The sequence below is a fragment of the Rhodoligotrophos defluvii genome (assembly GCF_005281615.1).
Lineage (GTDB): Bacteria > Pseudomonadota > Alphaproteobacteria > Rhizobiales > Im1 > Rhodoligotrophos > Rhodoligotrophos defluvii.
The window spans coordinates 328,950-347,396 of record NZ_SZZM01000003.1; the positions used below are offsets into that span (position 1 = coordinate 328,950).

18 protein-coding genes and 2 tRNA genes are annotated in these 18,447 nt (G+C 64.0%); 15 read left to right on the forward strand and 5 right to left on the reverse strand.

The window, feature by feature from the left end; genetic code table 11:
- Positions 1-31: 31 nt before the first annotated feature.
- Positions 32-706, forward strand: a complete 675-nt coding sequence (locus E4P09_RS15855; protein WP_137390576.1) for a hypothetical protein — start codon at positions 32-34, stop codon at positions 704-706.
- A 32-nt stretch (positions 707-738) separates the two neighbouring features.
- Here E4P09_RS15855 and E4P09_RS15860 read toward each other — a convergent pair whose 3' ends face one another.
- Complete coding sequence (locus E4P09_RS15860) at positions 739-2,004, reverse strand: M20/M25/M40 family metallo-hydrolase (RefSeq protein WP_170984459.1); 1,266 nt, start codon at positions 2,002-2,004, stop codon at positions 739-741.
- Positions 2,005-2,194: 190 nt separating this feature from the next.
- Here E4P09_RS15860 and E4P09_RS15865 point away from each other — a divergent pair, with 190 nt between their 5' ends.
- From E4P09_RS15865 to E4P09_RS15915, 11 genes are all read left to right on the forward strand, one after another.
- On the forward strand, positions 2,195-2,938 hold the full coding sequence (locus E4P09_RS15865; protein ID WP_137390578.1) for an SDR family NAD(P)-dependent oxidoreductase: 744 nt from the start codon (positions 2,195-2,197) through the stop codon (positions 2,936-2,938).
- Positions 2,939-3,014: 76 nt separating this feature from the next.
- The gene (locus E4P09_RS15870) at positions 3,015-4,100 is read left to right on the forward strand and encodes a polyamine ABC transporter substrate-binding protein (RefSeq protein WP_137390579.1); all 1,086 of its coding nucleotides are present in this window, start codon (positions 3,015-3,017) and stop codon (positions 4,098-4,100) included.
- A 9-nt stretch (positions 4,101-4,109) separates the two neighbouring features.
- Positions 4,110-5,012: an ABC transporter permease gene (locus tag E4P09_RS15875; RefSeq protein ID WP_137390580.1), complete on the forward strand. Its 903-nt coding sequence runs from the start codon at positions 4,110-4,112 to the stop codon at positions 5,010-5,012.
- The gene (locus tag E4P09_RS15880; RefSeq protein WP_137390581.1) at positions 5,009-5,827 is read left to right on the forward strand and encodes an ABC transporter permease; all 819 of its coding nucleotides are present in this window, start codon (positions 5,009-5,011) and stop codon (positions 5,825-5,827) included. Before E4P09_RS15875 ends, E4P09_RS15880 begins: the two co-directional genes overlap by 4 nt.
- Positions 5,824-6,957, forward strand: a complete 1,134-nt coding sequence (locus tag E4P09_RS15885; RefSeq protein ID WP_137390582.1) for an ABC transporter ATP-binding protein — start codon at positions 5,824-5,826, stop codon at positions 6,955-6,957. The genes E4P09_RS15880 and E4P09_RS15885 overlap by 4 nt, the downstream gene beginning before the upstream one ends.
- A gap of 4 nt (positions 6,958-6,961) precedes the next feature.
- On the forward strand, positions 6,962-7,717 hold the full coding sequence (locus E4P09_RS15890) for an SDR family NAD(P)-dependent oxidoreductase (RefSeq protein WP_137390583.1): 756 nt from the start codon (positions 6,962-6,964) through the stop codon (positions 7,715-7,717).
- A gap of 38 nt (positions 7,718-7,755) precedes the next feature.
- Positions 7,756-8,514 carry an SDR family NAD(P)-dependent oxidoreductase gene (locus E4P09_RS15895; RefSeq protein ID WP_137390584.1) on the forward strand — a complete coding sequence of 253 codons (759 nt, stop codon included), beginning with the start codon at positions 7,756-7,758 and terminating at the stop codon, positions 8,512-8,514.
- Between the two features lie 67 nt (positions 8,515-8,581).
- Positions 8,582-9,643, forward strand: coding sequence for an LLM class flavin-dependent oxidoreductase (locus E4P09_RS15900; RefSeq protein WP_137390585.1), 1,062 nt, complete (start codon positions 8,582-8,584; stop codon positions 9,641-9,643).
- The gene (locus E4P09_RS15905) at positions 9,644-10,261 is read left to right on the forward strand and encodes a flavin reductase family protein (protein ID WP_137390586.1); all 618 of its coding nucleotides are present in this window, start codon (positions 9,644-9,646) and stop codon (positions 10,259-10,261) included.
- Positions 10,224-10,646: a YciI family protein gene (locus E4P09_RS15910; RefSeq protein ID WP_137390587.1), complete on the forward strand. Its 423-nt coding sequence runs from the start codon at positions 10,224-10,226 to the stop codon at positions 10,644-10,646. The genes E4P09_RS15905 and E4P09_RS15910 overlap by 38 nt, the downstream gene beginning before the upstream one ends.
- A gap of 51 nt (positions 10,647-10,697) precedes the next feature.
- Positions 10,698-12,038 (forward strand): aspartate aminotransferase family protein, encoded by a 1,341-nt coding sequence (locus tag E4P09_RS15915; RefSeq protein ID WP_137390588.1) that lies wholly within the window; start codon positions 10,698-10,700, stop codon positions 12,036-12,038.
- A 46-nt stretch (positions 12,039-12,084) separates the two neighbouring features.
- On the opposite strand, the gene E4P09_RS15920 is transcribed toward E4P09_RS15915, so the two are convergent.
- The gene (locus E4P09_RS15920) at positions 12,085-12,873 is read right to left on the reverse strand and encodes an IclR family transcriptional regulator (protein WP_170984460.1); all 789 of its coding nucleotides are present in this window, start codon (positions 12,871-12,873) and stop codon (positions 12,085-12,087) included.
- Between the two features lie 192 nt (positions 12,874-13,065).
- On the opposite strand from E4P09_RS15920, the gene E4P09_RS15925 reads away from it, so the two are divergent.
- Positions 13,066-14,220, forward strand: coding sequence for an AAA family ATPase (locus tag E4P09_RS15925; RefSeq protein WP_137390590.1), 1,155 nt, complete (start codon positions 13,066-13,068; stop codon positions 14,218-14,220).
- A gap of 59 nt (positions 14,221-14,279) precedes the next feature.
- On the opposite strand, the gene E4P09_RS15930 is transcribed toward E4P09_RS15925, so the two are convergent.
- From E4P09_RS15930 to E4P09_RS15940, 3 genes are all read right to left on the reverse strand, one after another.
- Positions 14,280-14,356 (reverse strand) — tRNA-Arg (locus tag E4P09_RS15930).
- A 27-nt stretch (positions 14,357-14,383) separates the two neighbouring features.
- Complete coding sequence (locus E4P09_RS15935) at positions 14,384-14,689, reverse strand: ETC complex I subunit (protein ID WP_137390591.1); 306 nt, start codon at positions 14,687-14,689, stop codon at positions 14,384-14,386.
- A 96-nt stretch (positions 14,690-14,785) separates the two neighbouring features.
- Positions 14,786-14,862, reverse strand: a tRNA-Pro gene (locus E4P09_RS15940).
- 375 nt (positions 14,863-15,237) lie between these two features.
- On the opposite strand from E4P09_RS15940, the gene E4P09_RS15945 reads away from it, so the two are divergent.
- Together E4P09_RS15945 and E4P09_RS15950 are read left to right on the forward strand one after the other, a co-directional pair.
- Positions 15,238-17,475: a putative bifunctional diguanylate cyclase/phosphodiesterase gene (locus E4P09_RS15945; protein WP_170984461.1), complete on the forward strand. Its 2,238-nt coding sequence runs from the start codon at positions 15,238-15,240 to the stop codon at positions 17,473-17,475.
- Between the two features lie 89 nt (positions 17,476-17,564).
- Positions 17,565-18,197, forward strand: a complete 633-nt coding sequence (locus tag E4P09_RS15950; protein ID WP_137390593.1) for an exopolysaccharide biosynthesis protein — start codon at positions 17,565-17,567, stop codon at positions 18,195-18,197.
- The last annotated feature ends 250 nt before the right edge of the window (positions 18,198-18,447 follow it).

Consider the following 18,447-nt stretch of genomic DNA (forward strand, 5'->3'; position numbering starts at 1 on the left):
GTTCGTCTTGATTTCAGTCAAGGAGATTTAGATGCCTGAAATGATGGAATTGCCGTTGGTTGAACGGGCGGTCCTCGGACCCGAAGGCGGCTTCATAGCCGGAACGAAGTCCAACTTTACCACGTATGTCGATCCTGTTCTTGGCCGGTCTACCTCAGGGGAGGTCTTGACCGGAGGGGGTGCCTTCGGCTTTGGGAATCCGGCTTCCTCCAGCGGAACCTGGGCCACCCTGAAAGAGCATCTCACTCCAGCCAAGCTCCTCCTGGGCATTGGAGGAACCCTGGGCGCCGGCACCTTGTTTGCGCTGCCGCAGCTGGCGCTGATGATTCCGCAGATGAGGGACCAAAAGGCCATGTACGAAAGACAGCTCAAAGATGCGGATGATCGGGCAGTCAAGGCCAAGGAGGACCAGCAGGCGCTGATCGAGCACAAGGCTGTGATCGACAAGATCCTTTACCATCAGCAGAAGCACGATCTCGAGCTGCGCGATCAGCAGCAGGCCGCCGAGCGCGTGAAGGAGTTCGAAAGAGGTATTCTCCTCAGCAAGGGTGAGAAGTATCTCAAGGAATACCAGGAGAAATATCCAGATCTGTTCAAAGCCGACGCCGGAAGCCAACAAGATGGATTGCATGGCCACGGCGATCACGGCAGCGCAGGCGACCACGCTCACTCCGCCTATCACGATGCGGTCTGGACGGGCGCGTAAGGGCGTTCATGACACAACCCCCGGCGGCGTGGTCAACATGCCGCCTGGCCTGCTTGGGCGAGATAGTCGTAAGCGGAGAGCGCGTGGACCTTCACCACCGTCATGAACTCGTTCACCGTCACATGCTCATCCGGCTTGCCCATGGAGATGGGTGATGGACCGTAGACGACGGCTGGCACATTGCGCATGCGCCACAGCCTCGCGTCGGTCCTGCCCGGTGATACGACCTTTGCCGGGCGGATGCCGGTGATCCGCTCGGCGTTCTCCCGAACATAATCGTACATCTCCGCATCGGGCTGGCACCAGCTTGCCTCGTCACGTCCGAGGAGCTGACAGGAGGCTTCGGGATAGCGCCCGATGATTGCGGCCAACTTCGACCGCACATCTTCCGACGAGAGGCCAATGGGTATCCGCAGGTCGAGCTCGACTTCGCAGCTCGAGGCGAGCATGCCGACCGCGAGGCCGCCTCTCACCTTGCCGATATTCACTGTCACGCTGCGGCTCGTCTGGAACGCGCCACTGCCATAGGCCCGGTCGACCGTCTCCATCGCGTCGTGCAGCATGGATTTCAGCCATGCTGGTTCTGGCACCGCGAGCCGCGCGAGCTGCATTGATTCCGCGGCAATGGCCAAGCCAATCGCGATCGCGCTCCTGCTCGCGTGGACATAGCCGCCGTCACCGCCGGGCGCGGCGACCTTCACCTTCAACCATAGCCTCCCCTTTTCGCCGAAGGCCATCGTCATCAGGCCGCTCGGCTCACCGATCAGGCAACAGTCTCCCTGCACCTCATCCGGATGATGCTTCATGAGATAGGCCGCGCCCCGCTCGCCCATGATCTTTTCATCGGACACCACGGCGAGGGTAAGTCTGCCGCGCAAGTGCTCCTTCAGCCGGTTGAGATAGGTATAGGCAAAGATGGCGGCGGTGGTGCCGCACTTCATGTCGACCGCGCCGCGGCCATAAATTCGGCCGTCCGCCAGTTCCCCGCCCCAGGGATCATGATTCCACTGGCGCTTGGTTCCCACGGGGAACACATCCATATGGCCGTTGAGCACGAGATGGCGCCCGGCTTCCGGAAAGGCGGCGGTCGCCAGGATGTTCGGCATCTTGGGGTGGGCGGTAACCACCTTGAATGGCAAGCCCCTGGCTTCAAGAAACGCCTGCACGAAGCGCGCGGCACCAGTGGTATCGCCCGGCGGATTCGCGCTTTTGCACCGCAGGAAATCCCGCAGGAACGAGATGAGCACGTCACGATCCTGCTCGATCCAATCGAGCAGCTGCTGTTTCAAATCGTTCATTCCGAACGGCCCTTCCGATGGAGACCTCGATCGATAATGCAACTTATGATTGCATTTCCTAAAAATAGCGTCTGCGCGAGCCTGCCGTTTGCCGAGCCGATCGCCTCGAAGCATCTTGCTAAGCGAGAATTATCGGATAACAATACTGAAAATCGCTTTTCGGCATCAGGCTCAGCTGGAGCGCGGTCCTATGGCGGCGGAGGAACTCTCGGGCAAGAAGGCGGTGGTGACCGGCGGCGCGAAGGGCTTGGGCTTCGCCATCTGCACCCTGTTTGCCTCGCGGGGCGCAACGGTCGCAATCATCGACGTTGACGCGAACGGGCTGGAGAGCGCGGTCGAACGCTTGGGCGGACCCGCCAAGGCGAAGGGCGTTGTTGCCGATATCAGGCGCCGCGAGAATGCGCACAAGGCATTTGCCCAGGCCGCCGACGCCCTCGGCCATGTGGACGTCCTCATCAACAATGCCGGCGTCTATCCGCGCAGGCCCATTCTCGAGATCGACGACGAGGCATGGGACCATACGTTCGACGTCAATCTGCGGGCGATGTTCCACATGACGGCCGCCGCCGCCAATCATATGAAACCGCGCAACGCGGGTGCGATCGTCTCGGTCGCCTCGATCGACGCCTACATCCCCTATGCCAAGAACGCCCATTACGCCGCCGCCAAGGCCGGGGTGATCAGCTTCACCAAGTCCTTCGCGCAGGAACTCGCGCCTCATAACATTCTGGTCAATGCGGTCTCGCCGGGGCCGATCGACACGCCCAATCTGCGGGCGCTCGGCATCTATGACGACCTCGCCCGGTCGACGCCGCTCGGCCGCGTGGCCACGCCTGATGATATCGCCGAGGTGGTCTATTTCCTGGCCAGCGGCCGCAACCGCTACATGACAGGCGAGACCGTCATTGCCAGCGGAGGCATCGTGATGGTCTGATTTCTGCTCTGCCTGGTGAGGAGGCAGGCGCGGCGAAAGGCTGAACCATAACAAGCGCCAAAGGAGGGAGTACGCGATGGTCAACAATATCGATAAGCACATCAATAGCAGTGGTCTCAAGGTCGGACGGCGGCAGGTGCTTGGCGGCATCGGGCTCGGCGCGGCTGCCTTGGTGACGGGCTTCCCGTCCATTGTCCGCGCCAAGCCGGCGACGATGACCGTGCCCAATTCCGGCGGCGCCCTCGAGGAAGCGTTCAAGGTTGCCTATTTCGAGCCGTTCCAGAAGAAGACCGGCATCCAGATCCTCGGCGCGCCATATATGGACACCGCCCGCGTCAAGGCCATGGTCGAGAACAATGCGGTAGACGTGGACATCCTCAATATCGATGCCACCGAGGCCGCAGCACTCGCCCGGCTCGGACTCCTGGAGCCGATCGACTACGGGGTGGTCGACAAGTCCAACTTGCTGCCGGAAGCGGCGCAGGAATTCTACACGCTGGTGGATGTGGCCGCCTATGTGATGGCCTGGAACACCAACACATTCAACGCAGAGACGCGACCCAAGGACTGGACGGCTTTCTTCGATCCGGAGAAGGTCGAAGGCCAGCGCAGCCTGTGGAAGCTTGCCCCGCAGACCCTGGAGGTCGCCGCCATGGGCGGCGGCCAGCCGCGCGACAAGCTCTATCCGATTGATCTTGACCTCGCCTTCAAGTCCCTGGACCGGATCAAGCCGGATCTCACCTGGTGGACATCCGGCGCCCAGGGTGCGCAGCTGGTCATCGGCGGTGAGGTGGACGTCGGCACGGTCTGGAACGGACGCGTGTACAAACCGAAGAATGACGGCGCGCCGGTAGACTACACCTTCGACCATGCGCTCTATGTGTCCGATGCCATGGTCGTTCCGAAGGGTGCCAAGAACAAGAAGGAGGCCATGGAGCTGCTTGCCACCATGGTGGAGGCCCAGAACCAGGCGACCTTCTCCAAGGCGATCCCGTATGGGCCGGTGAACACCAAGGCCTTCGAGCTGCTCGATGCCAAGACCCTGGCGACCTTGCCGAACTCGCCGGAGAACAGCAAGACGGCCGTTTTCCAGAACTTCGACTACTGGGCGGACAAGGGACCGGAGGTGTTCGACAGGTTCAACGCCTGGCTCCTGGGCTGAGGCCGCGGCATGCTGCAGCGGACCACGACGGAGGCCCCGCTCGCACCCCCGGGGCGCGCCGGCCGCCGGCCATGGTCACCGGGCCGCGGCAACACGCTGTTGCTGCTGCCCCCGCTGCTCCTCTTGTTCGCCCTCTTCATCCTCCCCCTCGGCACGGTGATCGTGCAGAGCCTCGCCGGCCCCACGCCGGGGCTGGCACAATATGCGGAGGTGCTCACCAGCCGCACCAGCCTGTCGGTGCTGCTGTACACGTTCCAGGTCGCCCTACTGGTCACATTGGGCGCCCTGGTGCTGAGCTATCCCGTCGCCTTCGTGGTCAGCCGTCTCAGCGGCAATCTCCTGCATCTGTGTCTGGCCATGATCCTGGTGCCGTTCTGGACCAGCACCGTGATCCGCACCTACGCCTGGATCGTCATCCTGCAGCGGCGCGGCGTGTTGAACGACCTGTTCCTGGATCTCGGCCTGATCGAGCGGCCCTTGCGCCTGGTCAGCAACGGGGTGGGCATGCAGATTGCCATGGTGCACATCATGCTGCCCTTCATGATCCTGCCCATTCTCAGCACCATGCGGGGAATCGATCAAAATCTCATCCGCGCGGCTTCGGTCATGGGTGCCAATCCGCTGCGGCAGTTCCTGTCCGTCTACCTGCCGCTGTCGCTGCCGGGGGTGAGCGCCGGCTGCATCCTGGTGTTCATCACGTCCCTCGGCTTCTACATCACCCCTGCCCTGCTCGGCGGCCACCGCACCATGGTGGCCGTGCTGATCGAGCAGCAGGCGTCGCGGCTGCTGAACTGGCCGCTGGCTTCGGCGCTCGCCACCATCCTGCTGCTGGCGACCTGCCTCCTGTTCATCGTCTACGAACGGACGATGCGCAGCGCCGCTGGCGGCCGCCCCGCGGGAGAGCCCGCATGACCGCCTCCGCGCCATGGCGGGTTGCAGGCGTAGGCCTCGCCGCCTTCGCGGGGCTCGTGCTCATCTTTCTGGTGCTGCCGACGCTGGTGATCGTGCCGATGTCGTTCAGCAGCGCGACGTTCCTGAGCTTCCCGCCGCCCGGCTTTTCCCTGCAGTGGTATGAGGCCTTCGCCAATAGCCCGGACTACCGCATCGCCATCCTCAACAGCATCAAGATCGGCATACCCGCCGCATTCCTTGCTACGGTGTTCGGCACGCTCGCGGCCCTCGCCCTGGTCCGCGGCTCGCTTCCGGGCAAGCGCCTGCTCTCGTCCATGATGCTGGCGCCGCTCATCTTGCCGCAGATCGTGCTGGCGATCGGCCTTTATCCGGTCATGGTCAGGCTCGGCATCATCGGCAGCTATCCGGCGATTCTGCTCGGGCATACGGTGGTGTGCATGCCGCTGGTGTTCATCACCGTCGCGGCGTCCCTGCGGAGCTATGCTCCCACCTATGAGCTTGCGGCCATGACGCTCGGCGCCAAGCCGTGGGCCACGTTCCGCTTCATCACCTTCCCCATGATCCGCGCCGGCGTGGTGCTCGGCTTCATCTTCGCCTTCACCTTCTCCTTCGACGAGCTGATCCTGGCCATTTTCCTCACCAGCCCTGCGACACGCACCGTGCCGCGGCTGCTATGGGAGCACCTCAATTACCAGATGACACCGGTGATCGCGGCGGCAACAGTGGTGCTGCTGGTGATCACCCTGTCGCTCTTGGTGGCCGCGGCGCTGGTCAACCGCTTCGGCCCGCGCAAGGCAGGAGCACCGGCGCGATGAACACCCATGTGAGCGTGAGGGAGGGCCGCATTCCCGAGAGCAACGAACGCACCGGCGCGGTGGTCGAGTTCAAAGGGGTCACCAAGACCTACGGGGCCATGTGCGTGCTGCAGCCGACCTCGCTCACCATCGATGCGGGCGAATTCTTCGCGATCATCGGGCCGAGCGGTTCAGGCAAGTCCACCCTGCTCGGCATCACCGCCGGCTTCGTCACGCCGACCGAGGGCTCGATTCTGGTCGACGGTGTCGATGTGGTGTCGATCCCGCCCTATCACCGCAATTTCGGCATGGTATTCCAGAACTACTCGCTGTTTCCGCATATGACGGTGGCCGAGAATATCGGCTTTCCCCTGCGCATGCGGCACTGTCCTAAAGCTGACATCGCGGAGAAGGTGGCGCGCGCGCTGAGCATGGTACGGCTGGAGGGCCTGGGCGACCGCAAGCCGGCCCAGCTCTCCGGCGGGCAGCAGCAGCGGGTGGCCCTTGCCCGTGCCGCCGTTTACAACCCCAGGCTCCTGCTCATGGACGAGCCGCTGGGCGCCCTGGACAAGAACCTGCGCGAAGAAATGCAGGAGGAGATCAAGCGCTTCCAGCAAAACCTCGGGGTGACCGTGATCTATGTCACCCATGACCAGCACGAGGCCGCCTACATGGCCGACCGCATCGCCATCATGCGCAGCGGCACGCTGGAGCAGATCGGCTCGCCGCGCGAGCTCTACGAGGAACCTAAGACCATTTTCGTGGCGAGTTTCCTGGGCGAGGCGACCCTCTTGCCGGTTACTGCCTTGCGCAAGGTGGCGGATGGCCAGATCGCGGCCGAGATCAAGGGGGATCTCACCGTCCAAGCCACCGCCGTGCCCGGTACCGCCACGGGCAAAGCGCTGTGCATTCGGCCGGAGAGTATAGCCCTGGGCAGCGCCGCTGCGGGCCTCGACAACAGTTTCGAGGGCATAGTGGAAGACACCGTCTACACGACAGGGAGCGTGCGCTACCGCATCAGGCTCGCCGATACCGCGCACGTGATGACCGCGCGCATCCCATCCAGGCCCGATATCGCGCTGATGCAGCCGGGCGATCGGGTGCAGATCGGCTGGGGCCGTCGGGATGCGCTGCTGATAGGAGAGGATTGAGCCAATGGTGTCCTTCGCCGGCAAAACGGTGCTGATCACGGGCGCCGCCTCGGGCATGGGCCGCGCCCATGCCCACCATTTCGCCAAGCTCGGCGCCCATGTGGTCATCCAGGACATCGACCCCAAAGGCTTGGGCGAGACAAGGGCGATGATCACGGATGCGGGCGGGGCGGCCACCTCCTTCCCCTTCGACATCGCCGATGTGGCCGCCATCGATCGCACGGTCGCGGAGGTGACAAGCCAGCGGGGCGGCATCGACATCCTGGTCAACAATGCCGGTATCGGTATCGACAAGGTCATCGAAGATATTGACCAGGCGGCGTTCGATCGCATGATCAACGTGCATGTGAAGGGCTCGTTCTTCTGCGGGCGCGCGGTGGTGCCGGGCATGAAGCAGCGCGGCTGGGGACGCATCATCAATGTGTCGTCGCGCTGGGCCCAGGCTGGCCACCACATGGCTTCCGACTATATCGCAGCGAAAGGCGCCATCCTCGGCCTGACCAAGGCTTGGGCCAAGGAACTCGCCCCCTGGAACATCACGGTCAACGCGATAGCCCCCGGCGGCGTGTGGAGCCAGATGGTGCTCGACAATCTCGGCGAGGAAGGGGTGCGCGCCGAGGAACGGGAGGTGCCACTGGGGCGCTGGGCGCAGCCGGAGGAAATCTCGGCCACGCTAGCCTTTCTCGCCAGTGACGAAGCGTCCTTCATCACCGGCCAGGTGGTGAGCCCGAACGGCGGCAAGACCATTGTGGGTTTCTGACACGAGCCCGCGCCTGACGCGGCAAAGGAGGTCTCGATATGGGCGAGTTGAGCGGCAAGGTTGCGATCATCACCGGTGCAGGCGCTGGCATGGGGCGAGCGCACGCGCAGCTGCTGTCGGAGCGCGGGGCCGTCGTGGTGGCGCAGGACATTCGGGGCGACACCGCTGAAGAGACGGTCGAGCTGGTCCGTGCAAGCGGCGGCCAGGCCTATTCTATCGCCTGCGACGTGGCCGAGACGGGAACGCTCATGCGCGAGATCACCGCCATGGGCGAGCGGCTCGGTCGGATCGACATCCTGGTCAACAATGCCGGGATTGGCGGCGAGCCGGTTATCGAGGACACGACCGAAGAATTCTTCGACCGCACCTTTGCCGTGCACGTGCGCGGCAGCTTCTTTGCCGGCAAGGCTGTGGTGCCGTTCATGAAGCAGCAGCGCAGCGGCAAGATCATCAACATCTCGTCGATATGGGGTATGGTGGGGCATCATTATGCCTCGCCCTATTGCGCCGCCAAGGCCGCCCTGCTCGGCCTCACCAAGGCCTGGGCCAAGGAGCTCGCGCCCTGGAACATCCACGTAAACGCGGTGGCGCCGGGCGGGGTCGTCACCGAGATGGTGCTGTCCCAGCCGGATGCGGAAAAGAAGATGGCGGCCAAGCTCTCGCGCGTGCCGCTCGGCCGCTATGCTGAGCCGCGGGAGCTTTCCTATACGGTCGCTTTCCTTGCCTCGCCGCAATCCGACTTTATTACCGGTCAAACCATCAGCCCTAATGGTGGGGAGACGATCGTCGGGATCTGAGTCGCGCTAGATTGACATTCAATATCGAATACCGATAATTAATACCTGATTATGATAGGAGCATCAGATGCAGTTCGGCCTGTTCAATCTGATGAACCAGTTCAACATCGACCAGCGCGAGGTCTATAAAGGCACCCTCGAGTGCACGAAGCTCGCTGACGCGCTGGGCTTCGATACGGCCTGGTTCGCGGAGCACCATTTCTCCAACTACAGCATGTGCCCGTCGCCGCTGATGATGGGCGCTGCCGCCGCGCGAGAGACGAAGCGGATCCGGATCGGCCCAGCGGTGATTGTCGCCCCGCTCTACAATCCCATCCGGCTCGCCGAGGAGATCGCCCTGCTCGACCAGCTGAGCGAGGGACGCGTGGTGCTGGGCATCGGCTCGGGCTATCAGCGCTTTGAGTTCGAGGCCTTTGGGGCCGATCTCGCCGAGCGGCAGGAGCGCATGCTGGAGATCTGGCAGATCATCGACCAGGCCGTGCACGAGAACCGGTTCGAATATTCCGGGCGCTTTTACCAGCTACCGGCCGTCCCGCAGGCAATAGTGCTTTACGAGCCGCGGCGACTCGATACCTACTTCGTGTCATGGTCCCCGGAGATCATCCGGCACGCAGTCGCAACCGACGCGGTGCCATTCATCACCGTCGGCTGGGGCGATACAAAGGCGCTGACTGCCATGCACGATTTCGTAGCCCAGAAATATGCCGACGCCGGCTACAGCCTGAAAGGCCGGCGCTTTGCCGCCCAGCGCTACGTGTTCGTCAGCGACGATCGCGCCGAGCTCGAGCGCGTGGCGGCGGGCATCCGCTATGCTGGCCGCTGTGCCGGGCATATGCGGGTTGGGGCCCAGGTGCTGAACGGGCATATCATCGAGGACCGGCCCGTCGAGGGCGAGCCGAGCCTGGAAGCGATCCAGGCGGGGCTGCCGATCGGCAGTCCCGAAGTGGTCGCCGAACGGCTGGTCAAGGAGATCAATGCCAATGGGATCACCCATCTCAGCTGCTTCATGTGGCCGGCCGGCATCGAGTCCAAGGCGGCGTTGCGTTCCATGGAGCGGTTCGGTAAGGAGGTCATGCCGCTCATCCAAAAGGCGGTGTCGCCCGCTGCGCAGGTGAAAGAGGTCGTCTGAGTGACCATTAAGCCGCCGCTCATTGGCGAGATCCTCGAGGAAGGCCCATGGCTGCTCGGGGACGATGAGGCGGTCATCGATCCCAGGACGGCGGCCCTCGCCGACCTTTTCAAGCTGAGCATGCGGCGCCTGGCAGCTGGGATATGCGCTGTCACCGTTCGCCACCGCGGCGAGATTTTCGGCATCACGGCCACATCGGTCACCTCCCTGTCGCTGGAACCGCCCTCCCTGCTCATTTCCGTGCGCTCGACCTCCCGCTTGCTGCAAGTGCTCGCCAAGGAGAAAGCGTTCAGCGTGCATGTGCTCGGCGAGGCGCAGGCCTATGAGGCCAATGCCTTCGCCGGCCGCATCGGCCCCGAGCCGCGCGCCGCCCTGGTGCGGTGGGTCCATGACGCCGACAGCCCGCCCAGGCTGGCGGAGGCCACCTGCCACATCGATTGCCGGGTTGCCAAGCGCGTGCCGATCTTCTCTCATGTGGTGGTGGTGGGCGTGGTCGAGCGTATCGAGCTTGGGCCCTCCGACCGCCCGCTCGTCTATTTCGACGGCGCGTTCCACGCTCTCGAGACAAGGAGGAATGCCGATGCGCGTGATGGTTCTGGTGAAGGCGACGGCGGATAGCGAGGCGGGGATGATGCCCTCGACCGAGCTTCTTGAAGCCATGGGCAAGTTCAACCAAGAGCTGGTCGAGGCCGGCATCATGCTCGCGGGCGAAGGCCTGCACCCCTCCTCGAAGGGCAAGCGAGTGATGTTCGACGGGCCCAACCGCACCGTCATCGATGGTCCCTTCGATCAAACGAAGGAGCTCGTTGCCGGCTTCTGGATCTGGCAGGTCAAGGACATGGCCGAGGCGGTGGAGTGGGTGAAGCGCTGCCCCAATCCCATGCCCGGCCCGAGCGAGATCGAGATCCGGCCCGTAGTCGAAGCGGCCGACTTCGGCGATGCGCTCACGCCGGAGCTTGCCGAGCAGGAAGAGCGGCTCCGCGAAAGGGTCGCACGTCGCTGAACGGCGGCGGCAAGCTTCTCTGCTTTCCCTGGCAGCCCTGAGGTCAACGAGATGAGCCACATTATCCACCGGGTGCTTGGGGCGACTTATCCGCGCGCGGTCGCGGGCGATGGCGCCTACATCATCGATGCGGACGGCAAACGGTATCTCGACGCATCCGGCGGCGCGGCGGTGTCGTGCCTCGGCCACAGCGAGCGGCGGGTGACGGAGGCGATCAAAGCACAGCTCGACGCCATTCCCTATTCACACACGTCCTTCTTCACCTCCGCGCCGGCAGAAGAACTGGCGGCCTTGCTGGCCGAACAGGCACCGCCCGGTCTCGACCACGTGTTTCTGGTGTCCGGCGGCTCGGAGGCGATGGAGGCGGCGCTGAAGCTCGCCCGCCAGTATTTCGTCGAGAAGGGCGAGCCCGACCGCCGCCGGTTCATCGCCCGCCGCCAGAGCTTTCACGGCAATACCCTGGGGGCGCTTGCGGTGGGTGGCAACCTGGCGCGCCGCGCGCTCTACGACCCGCTGCTGATCGATGTGGAGCATGTCTCGCCCTGCTATGCCTATCGCGACAAGGCGGCGGACGAGGATGACGAAGCCTATGGCGCCCGGCTCGCGGCCGAGCTTCAGGCCACGATCGACCGGCACGGGGCGGAGACGATCATCGCCTTCGTGGCCGAGACGGTGGTGGGCGCGACCCTCGGCGCGGTACCAGCGGTACCCAATTACTTCCGGCGCATTCGTGAGATCTGCGACAGGCACGGCATTCTTCTCATCCTGGACGAGGTGATGTGCGGCATGGGCCGCACCGGCACCATGTTCGCCTGCGAGCAGGAGGGGATCAGCCCGGATATTGCGGTGGTGGCGAAGGGCCTTGGCGCTGGCTATCAGCCGATCGGCGCTCTCATTGCATCGCGCGCCATTTATGCGACGCTCGCCGCAGGGTCGGGTGGCTTCCAGCATGGCCACACCTATCTCGGCCATGCGGCGGCCTGTGCCGGGGCGCTCGCGGTGCAGAAGGTGATCGCGGAAGACGGTCTGTTGGCCCGGGTGGGTGACCTCGGGCCGAAGCTCATGGCGCGCCTGCACGACCGCTTCGGCCAGCAGCCCCATGTCGGCGACATCCGCGGCCGCGGCCTGTTCCTGGCGCTCGAGCTGGTCGAAGACCGCGAAACCAAGCAGCCCTTCGACCCCGCCCTCAAGCTTAACGCGCGCATCAAGGCCAACGCCATGGCCGAAGGCCTGATGTGCTATCCCATGGGCGGCACGATCGACGGTCGCCGCGGCGATCACGTGCTGCTGGCGCCACCCTACATCGTTACGGAGCCTCAGCTGGACGAGCTGGTGGAGAAACTCGACCGGGCGCTGGCCCGCTCCCTGGCGGAGATCAGCATCGCCGCTTAGATCGACGCGATCCTAAGGGCAACACGGGTAAGGATCCTCCCGCTGGCTAGCCGCCCCAGGATGGCGGAAACCGGCTGGCCGACAGACTGGGATTGGACATGCTGTGCGCCGCGTCCAGCACCATGGGCACGAAGCGTTCGCGCGCCGTGTCCATATCATATCTTGCCTTGTCGATGGAGATGGTGACAGCCGCGACCGGCACGCCGCCATCACCCAGAATCGGCGCAGCGACCGCAAGCTCCATCTCCAGCACCTCGCCATCCTGCCAGGCCACCCCCTCCTCCCGCGCCAGCGCGATGATACGCTTGATCTGCACGGGGTCGATGATCGTGGACGATGTCAGCTTGCGCAGGGGCGAGTGCTTGAGCATGCGGTCGATATCCTCATCCGACAGGCGCGACATGATGGCCCGGCCGGCCGCGGTGCAATAGGCATAGCGCCGGACCGGCAGCAAGGCGAAGTCATGGCTGACCAGGTTCGGTATGCGGCTCACATAGAACACGTGGATGCCGTCGAGCAAGGCCAGGCCGACGGATTGGGTGGTCTGTCGCGCCAACGGCTCCAGATGCCTGATGGCCTGCACCATCAGCGGGTCGGTCTGCAGAAACGACACGGCATAGGAAATGAAACGCGGCGAGAGGCTGTAGCGCTTGTAGCGCTGGTGACGGCGCAACAGCCCGAGATGCTGCAAGGTGAACAGCAGCCGCTGCACCGAGCCCTTTTCCAGCCCCGTCTTCTCCACGATCTCGGAAAAGGTGAAGCTTTCGGCGTTCTCGTTGTAGAGATCGAGGATCTTGTAGGCTTTTTCCAGAGTGCCCAGTTGCAGGACGCTCATAAGCGGTTCTTTCCATGGCCCAGCTGAGGCAACGAGGGGCCTTCTTTTCACCATCCCAGAATCGCATGTCAATGCGAAATGATCAATAAATGATAATCTGCGCGCCCCGCACGGCCGCCTGTGTGAACTTGACGCCGGGTCTGTCGGTCGCGCAAAGGTGGTCTCAAACCGAGGCGCAAGGCGGCAGGCATCCTGATCCACACCCTCGCCATTTCCGGCTACCGCTCGATCCGGCATCTCACCTTGCCGCTGGAGCGGCTGACCGTCATCACCGGCCGCAACGGAACCGGCAAATCCAGCTTCTATCGCGCATTGCGGCTGCTGGCCGAGGTGGCGCAAGGCCGCGTGATCTCGTCCTTGGCGGCCGAGGGTGGTCTGCAGTCCACTCTGTGGGCCGGACCCGAACAGATCTCGCGCGAGATGAGGGACGGCACCCGCGAGATCCAAGGCACCATGCGCAAGAACCGGGTCAGCCTCAAGCTCGGCTTTGCATCGGAGGACTACGGCTACGCGATCGATCTTGGCCTGCCCGTCATCTCATCGGGCTCGATGTTCAGCCTGGATCCCGAGATCAAGGCCGAGGCCGTCTGGGCGGGAGAGGTGCTGAGCCGGCGCAATGTGTTCGCTCAGCGATCGGGACCAGCGGTCACGGCATTGGATCTTGCTGGCCGACGGCAGACGGTGGTCACCAACCTCCCGCCCTATGAGAGCATGATGACCCATGCGGCGGATCCCAGAGAGCTGGCCGAACTCCTCGTGCTGCGCGAGCGCATGCGGGGCTGGCGGTTCTATGATCATTTCCGGACCGATGTCGAAGCCCCTGCCCGCATGTCTCGCGTGGGAACGCGGACGCCGGTGTTGAGCGCCGATGGAGCCGATCTCGCGGCGGCGCTGCAGACCATTGTAGAGATCGGTGATCGGGAAGCCCTGAACCGCGCCATCGACGATGCCTTCCCCAAGGCCACCGTCCGCATTGTCGACACAGGCGGCAAGCTCGAGCTGCTCATGAGCCAGCATGGTCTCTTGCGCAGCCTTCATGCGGCCGAACTGTCCGACGGCACGCTGCGCTATCTGCTACTGCTCGCAGCCCTGCTGACCCCGCGTCCCCCCGGCCTGATGGTGCTGAACGAGCCGGAAACCAGCCTTCACCCGGACTTGCTCGGGCCATTGGCGCGGCTGATCGCGAACGCATCGGCGAAGTGCCAAATCGTTGTGGTGACGCACGCGCGCGCCCTGGTGGAGGAGCTTCAAGCCGCGGGCGCCCTGACCTATGAGCTGGCCAAATCCTGCGGCGAAACGGCGATCGAGGACCTCAAGCCCGTCTCCTGGGCCTGGCCGAGCCGGTAGCTCGGCACCCGCGGCAGCACTGCCACGTAAGCACCTGATTGTGCTCAGGTTTTCATGATTGGCGACCCCGGAAGGATTCGAACCTTCGACCTTCAGCTTAGAAGGCTGCTGCTCTATCCAGCTGAGCTACGGGGCCGCGGGAGGTAGCGCTCCAAAAGCGTGATCAGTGGGTCCAGTTGCCGATCCGGCCCCATTTGAAATTGTCGGAATAGGCCTTCGGCCGAATGGGCGCCCGCTGATTCTCGATCACCCGGTATTCGAGCCCATGGCGCTCGGCATAGGCGATCGCCTCCTCCTTGGTATCGAACCTGAGACGCAGCTGCTGGCGCATGTCGCCTGAGCTCGTCCAGCCCATCAGCGGGTCGATCGTACGCGGCTGCTGCTGGTCGAACTCCAGGAACCACCGGCTGGTATTGGCCAGACCCGACTGCATGGCCGTCTTGGCAGGCTTATAGATGCAAACCTTCATCTCTCCACCTTGGGCTTGCCGCCACCGTTCAACCATGCGCGGCCGTTCGACCATGGCGCGGCGAAGCGGAAACCCTCCTGGGCCTTCTCGTCGCGATGGTCGGGGCAGCAGGATTTGAACCTGCGACCCCCTGGTCCCAAACCAGGTGCGCTACCAGACTGCGCTATGCCCCGTGGCCGCAAAATACGCGCGTTTCCTTACGGATTTGCAGCCTCAGGCGCAAGGGCTGATTTTCTTGGGCCCCTACCGGAACACCCCCGCATGCCTTCAATGGGTCACCGCGGCGACCACCGTGTCCGTGTTGACGCCAGGCGATGGGATGGTCTGGCCCGGGAACCCCGGGCATAGACCGGCAGGCTGCCGGTCGCGCCCGCGCCCGTGCTCAGCGCGGCAAATATGCGCTTAGCGGGGCTAATTTAGACAAATAGATGACAAATTTCTTTACCCAGTCGAATTATCCTACTAGCTCAGACGCGCCAGTTTCCCATAGGGCTCACGTTCTGGTTCGGGTTGCGTCGGGGGGAAGCATGCTCCAACTGGGATCAGTGGTGGCTCGAGCCACGTCTTCGTATATCGCGGTTGCCCTTTGTGTGATCAGCGGCGTCGGCGCGGTACTGCTGTCTGCCCTGCTCCTCTGGTCCGCCGAGGAAAGCGACCAGATCGCCCTTGGTCGTGAGATCGCCGTCGTCGATAGTGTGGTCCAAAGCATCATCGCGCAGATCCCGCGCGATCAGGCCAGCGTCACCATCTGGAATGATGCCGTCGAGAAGACGGCACTCAACTTCGATCCCGAGTGGGTTTACGTCAATCTCGCCCGCTGGATGCACGACTATTTCGGCCACGACGTGGTCTATATCCTCAATTCGGCCAACGAGAAGGCATTCGCCTATGAGGGGGGCAGAGTGCCGGAAGCCTCCGCGCCATTGCCGGATCTGGTCAGGAGCGTCGCGGCCAAGGCCCGCGAGCGGCTCAGCGCGCTGCCGCCGGACATGGAGGTCGATGCGCATGGCGATGGGCTCGGAACCACCGAGGTCGGCCTGATCGACGGCCGCGCCGCCATCGTCAGCGCCATGCCGATCATACCTGAGAATGACGGGAGCATCGTGCAGCGGTCTGCCCCTTTTCTGCATGTGAGCATTCGCTTCCTCGACGGTAACGTCTTTCAGAAGCTGACGGACACACGCCTCATCTCGGATGCGAGGTTCGTGGCATCCAGCGCGCCCGGTGAAGGGGCAGCCTACCCCCTGATGTCCAGCACCGGCGAGGCGCTGGGCTTTGTGGTCTGGAGCCCGGAACGGCCGGGCAAGCGTATCCTCACGCGCGTGATCCCGCTCGCAGGCTGTGCCTTGCTGGTCGTGATTGCGCTATGCTGGTTCTTTGGACGGCGGCTCAGCCAGGCCGCAGCCAAGATTGAGGCAAGCCGGGCGCATGCTCAGCACCTTGCCTTCACGGACGGACTGACCGGCCTGCCGAACCGTCTGATGTTCAGCCAGTGCCTGGAGCGGGATCTCGCCGGGGTCAGAGCCGGCCAGACCACTCTGGCGCTTCTCTATCTGGACATCGACAACTTCAAGAACGTCAACGACACCTGGGGCCATCCGGCCGGCGACGAGCTGATCCGCGAAGTGGCGCGTCGGCTGCTCTCTGTCTGCCGCGAGAGCGACACGGTCGCGCGGCTTGGCGGGGACGAGTTCGCCATACTCTGCGTCGACACCGACGCGGAGAACGGCCGCCGGGTCTGCAACCAGGTGCTCAAAGCCTTCGGCGAGCCGTTCACGGAAATCGGGCAGCAGATGTCGATCACGGTCAGCATCGGCATGGCCCTGGCTCCTGCCGCGGGCATCGAAGCGAGCGAGCTGTTCCGGAAAGCCGATATCGCCCTCTATCGCGCGAAGGCGGAAGAGCGCGGATCATACCGGCTGTTCACGCCGACCATGGATGAAGCTGTCCAGATTCGCAACGCGACCGAACGGGAACTTCGCAACGCCATCGACCGGCGCGAGCTGTGCCTCGTTTATCAGCCGCTCTTCTCGTCCAGCGCGCAGGTGATGGCCGGCTTCGAGGCCCTCCTGCGCTGGCAGCATCCTGTTCGCGGGCTGCTTCCACCGTCGAGCTTCATCGGGATTGCCGAAGAAACCGGTCTCATCCACGAAATCGGCATGTGGACCCTTGGCGAGGCCTGCGCCGCAGGCAAGGCCTGGGGCGTGCACAAGATGGCCGTGAACGTTTCGCCGGCTCAGCTGCGCCGGGCCGATTTTGCCGAAAAATGCCTCGGCACGATCGGGAGGACGGGCTTCGATCCGCAGCGGCTCGAGCTCGAGATCACCGAGAACATCCTGATCCACCGGGGCGGGCATTCCCAGGCCAATCTCGAGGCGCTGCGCAAGGCCGGCGTCAAGATCGCGCTCGACGATTTCGGCAGCGGCTATTCCTCGCTCGACTATCTGCGCAATTACGTGGTCGACCGGATCAAGATCGATCAGTCCTTCATCCGGCAGATCGAATTTTCCGAGGACTCGCGCGAGATCGTGCTCGCGATCATCCGCATGGCACGGGCGCTGCGGATCGATATCACGGGCGAAGGCGTCGAGACCGAAGCGCAGAAGGATTTCCTCGTGCGGCAGGGATGCGACCAGATCCAGGGATTTCTCCTCGGCGGGCCGCTATCTGCCGCGACGGCGGCCCGATTGGCCTTGTCGGTCGGTCAGGAACCTAGCAACGCACTGGGCCGCCAAGACAGGCCGTTGCGCCCGTCCGGATCGGCCGAGCTCCGGTGGGAGAGCTAGAGGCTCGATTTGGTTTTCCCCGTTCGATCCAATGCGATAGGTTTGCCCGGCGCGTGCCTGGGTTGGGCTGGCACGCTTAGGTGCACAGGATGGAGTTGACGCGATCAACGCAGAGGCTGCGGAAAGGGCGAGGTCCGATTTCCCGTCGATTGCTGCAAGCCCTGCATGTTCCTCGCGGTGAGACGGTGACGGTGGGGTCCATACTCGATCGGCTCGGGCCCGACGGCTTCGGCATCGCCTTGCTGCTGCTGGCGCTACCCATGATCATCCCTGCGCCGGGGCCGATAGGGTTTCCGCTGGGATGCCTCATCGTCATTCTCGCCATGCAGGCCCTGCGCGGCGCGAGCAGCCTTTCCCTTCCCGCGTTCATCCGCAAGCGGCCCGTATCGAGACGGCTGTTGCGTTCCATTCTCGCGCGCAGCCTGCCTTGCATGGCGCGGACGGAGCGCTACCTCCGCGAGCAGCGGCTCTCGTGGCTCACCGGCCGCGCTGCCCGCGCGGTGCAGGCCGTGCCCGTTCTGCTGCTGGCCATTGCCATCCTGCTTCCCCTCGGAAACACCGTTCCGGCCCTGGCGCTCGCCGCCCTGGCCTTCGGCTGGATCGTGCGCGACGGGGTCGCCGTTCTCGTCGCGATCATCCTCAGCATAGCGGCTCTGGCATGGTGCGTCTTTCTTCTCGTCGCGGGAGCGACGGCGGTGGATTGGCTGGTCTCAGCCTTTTAGACGAGAAGCTCGGCGACCGTGGAACCCAAGCCCATAGAAGATGGTTCAGTGCGCGACGGGCGTTCAACGGCTGCATCGCATGCTTCGCATGGGATGTATCCGCCTACCAACCCCGGCGGAGCGGTTGAACCCCCGTCACCCCTCCCCGATCCATTTCGCCACCCGGGAACCCGTTCCCCGATTCCGCGCTTTAGAAAGACCAGCGGTTTTCCGGGGAGGGTGGCGCGCGCCTGCGCCTTGGCGGGCTTTC

Bases quoted from the DNA above. Each gene is read 5' to 3' on its own strand.
- E4P09_RS15895 (WP_137390584.1), top strand. From the start codon at position 7,756: ATGGGCGAGTTGAGCGGCAAGGTTGCGATCATCACCGGTGCAGGCGCT.
- E4P09_RS15880 (WP_137390581.1), top strand. From the start codon at position 5,009: ATGACCGCCTCCGCGCCATGGCGGGTTGCAGGCGTAGGCCTCGCCGCC.
- E4P09_RS15865 (WP_137390578.1), top strand. From the start codon at position 2,195: ATGGCGGCGGAGGAACTCTCGGGCAAGAAGGCGGTGGTGACCGGCGGC.
- E4P09_RS15900 (WP_137390585.1), top strand. From the start codon at position 8,582: ATGCAGTTCGGCCTGTTCAATCTGATGAACCAGTTCAACATCGACCAG.
- E4P09_RS15950 (WP_137390593.1), top strand. From the start codon at position 17,565: ATGGAGTTGACGCGATCAACGCAGAGGCTGCGGAAAGGGCGAGGTCCG.
- E4P09_RS15870 (WP_137390579.1), top strand. From the start codon at position 3,015: ATGGTCAACAATATCGATAAGCACATCAATAGCAGTGGTCTCAAGGTC.
- E4P09_RS15875 (WP_137390580.1), top strand. From the start codon at position 4,110: ATGCTGCAGCGGACCACGACGGAGGCCCCGCTCGCACCCCCGGGGCGC.
- E4P09_RS15885 (WP_137390582.1), top strand. From the start codon at position 5,824: ATGAACACCCATGTGAGCGTGAGGGAGGGCCGCATTCCCGAGAGCAAC.
- E4P09_RS15860 (WP_170984459.1), bottom strand. From the start codon at position 2,004: ATGAACGATTTGAAACAGCAGCTGCTCGATTGGATCGAGCAGGATCGT.
- E4P09_RS15855 (WP_137390576.1), top strand. From the start codon at position 32: ATGCCTGAAATGATGGAATTGCCGTTGGTTGAACGGGCGGTCCTCGGA.
- E4P09_RS15890 (WP_137390583.1), top strand. From the start codon at position 6,962: ATGGTGTCCTTCGCCGGCAAAACGGTGCTGATCACGGGCGCCGCCTCG.
- E4P09_RS15910 (WP_137390587.1), top strand. From the start codon at position 10,224: ATGCGCGTGATGGTTCTGGTGAAGGCGACGGCGGATAGCGAGGCGGGG.
- E4P09_RS15920 (WP_170984460.1), bottom strand. From the start codon at position 12,873: ATGAGCGTCCTGCAACTGGGCACTCTGGAAAAAGCCTACAAGATCCTC.
- E4P09_RS15935 (WP_137390591.1), bottom strand. From the start codon at position 14,689: ATGAAGGTTTGCATCTATAAGCCTGCCAAGACGGCCATGCAGTCGGGT.
- E4P09_RS15915 (WP_137390588.1), top strand. From the start codon at position 10,698: ATGAGCCACATTATCCACCGGGTGCTTGGGGCGACTTATCCGCGCGCG.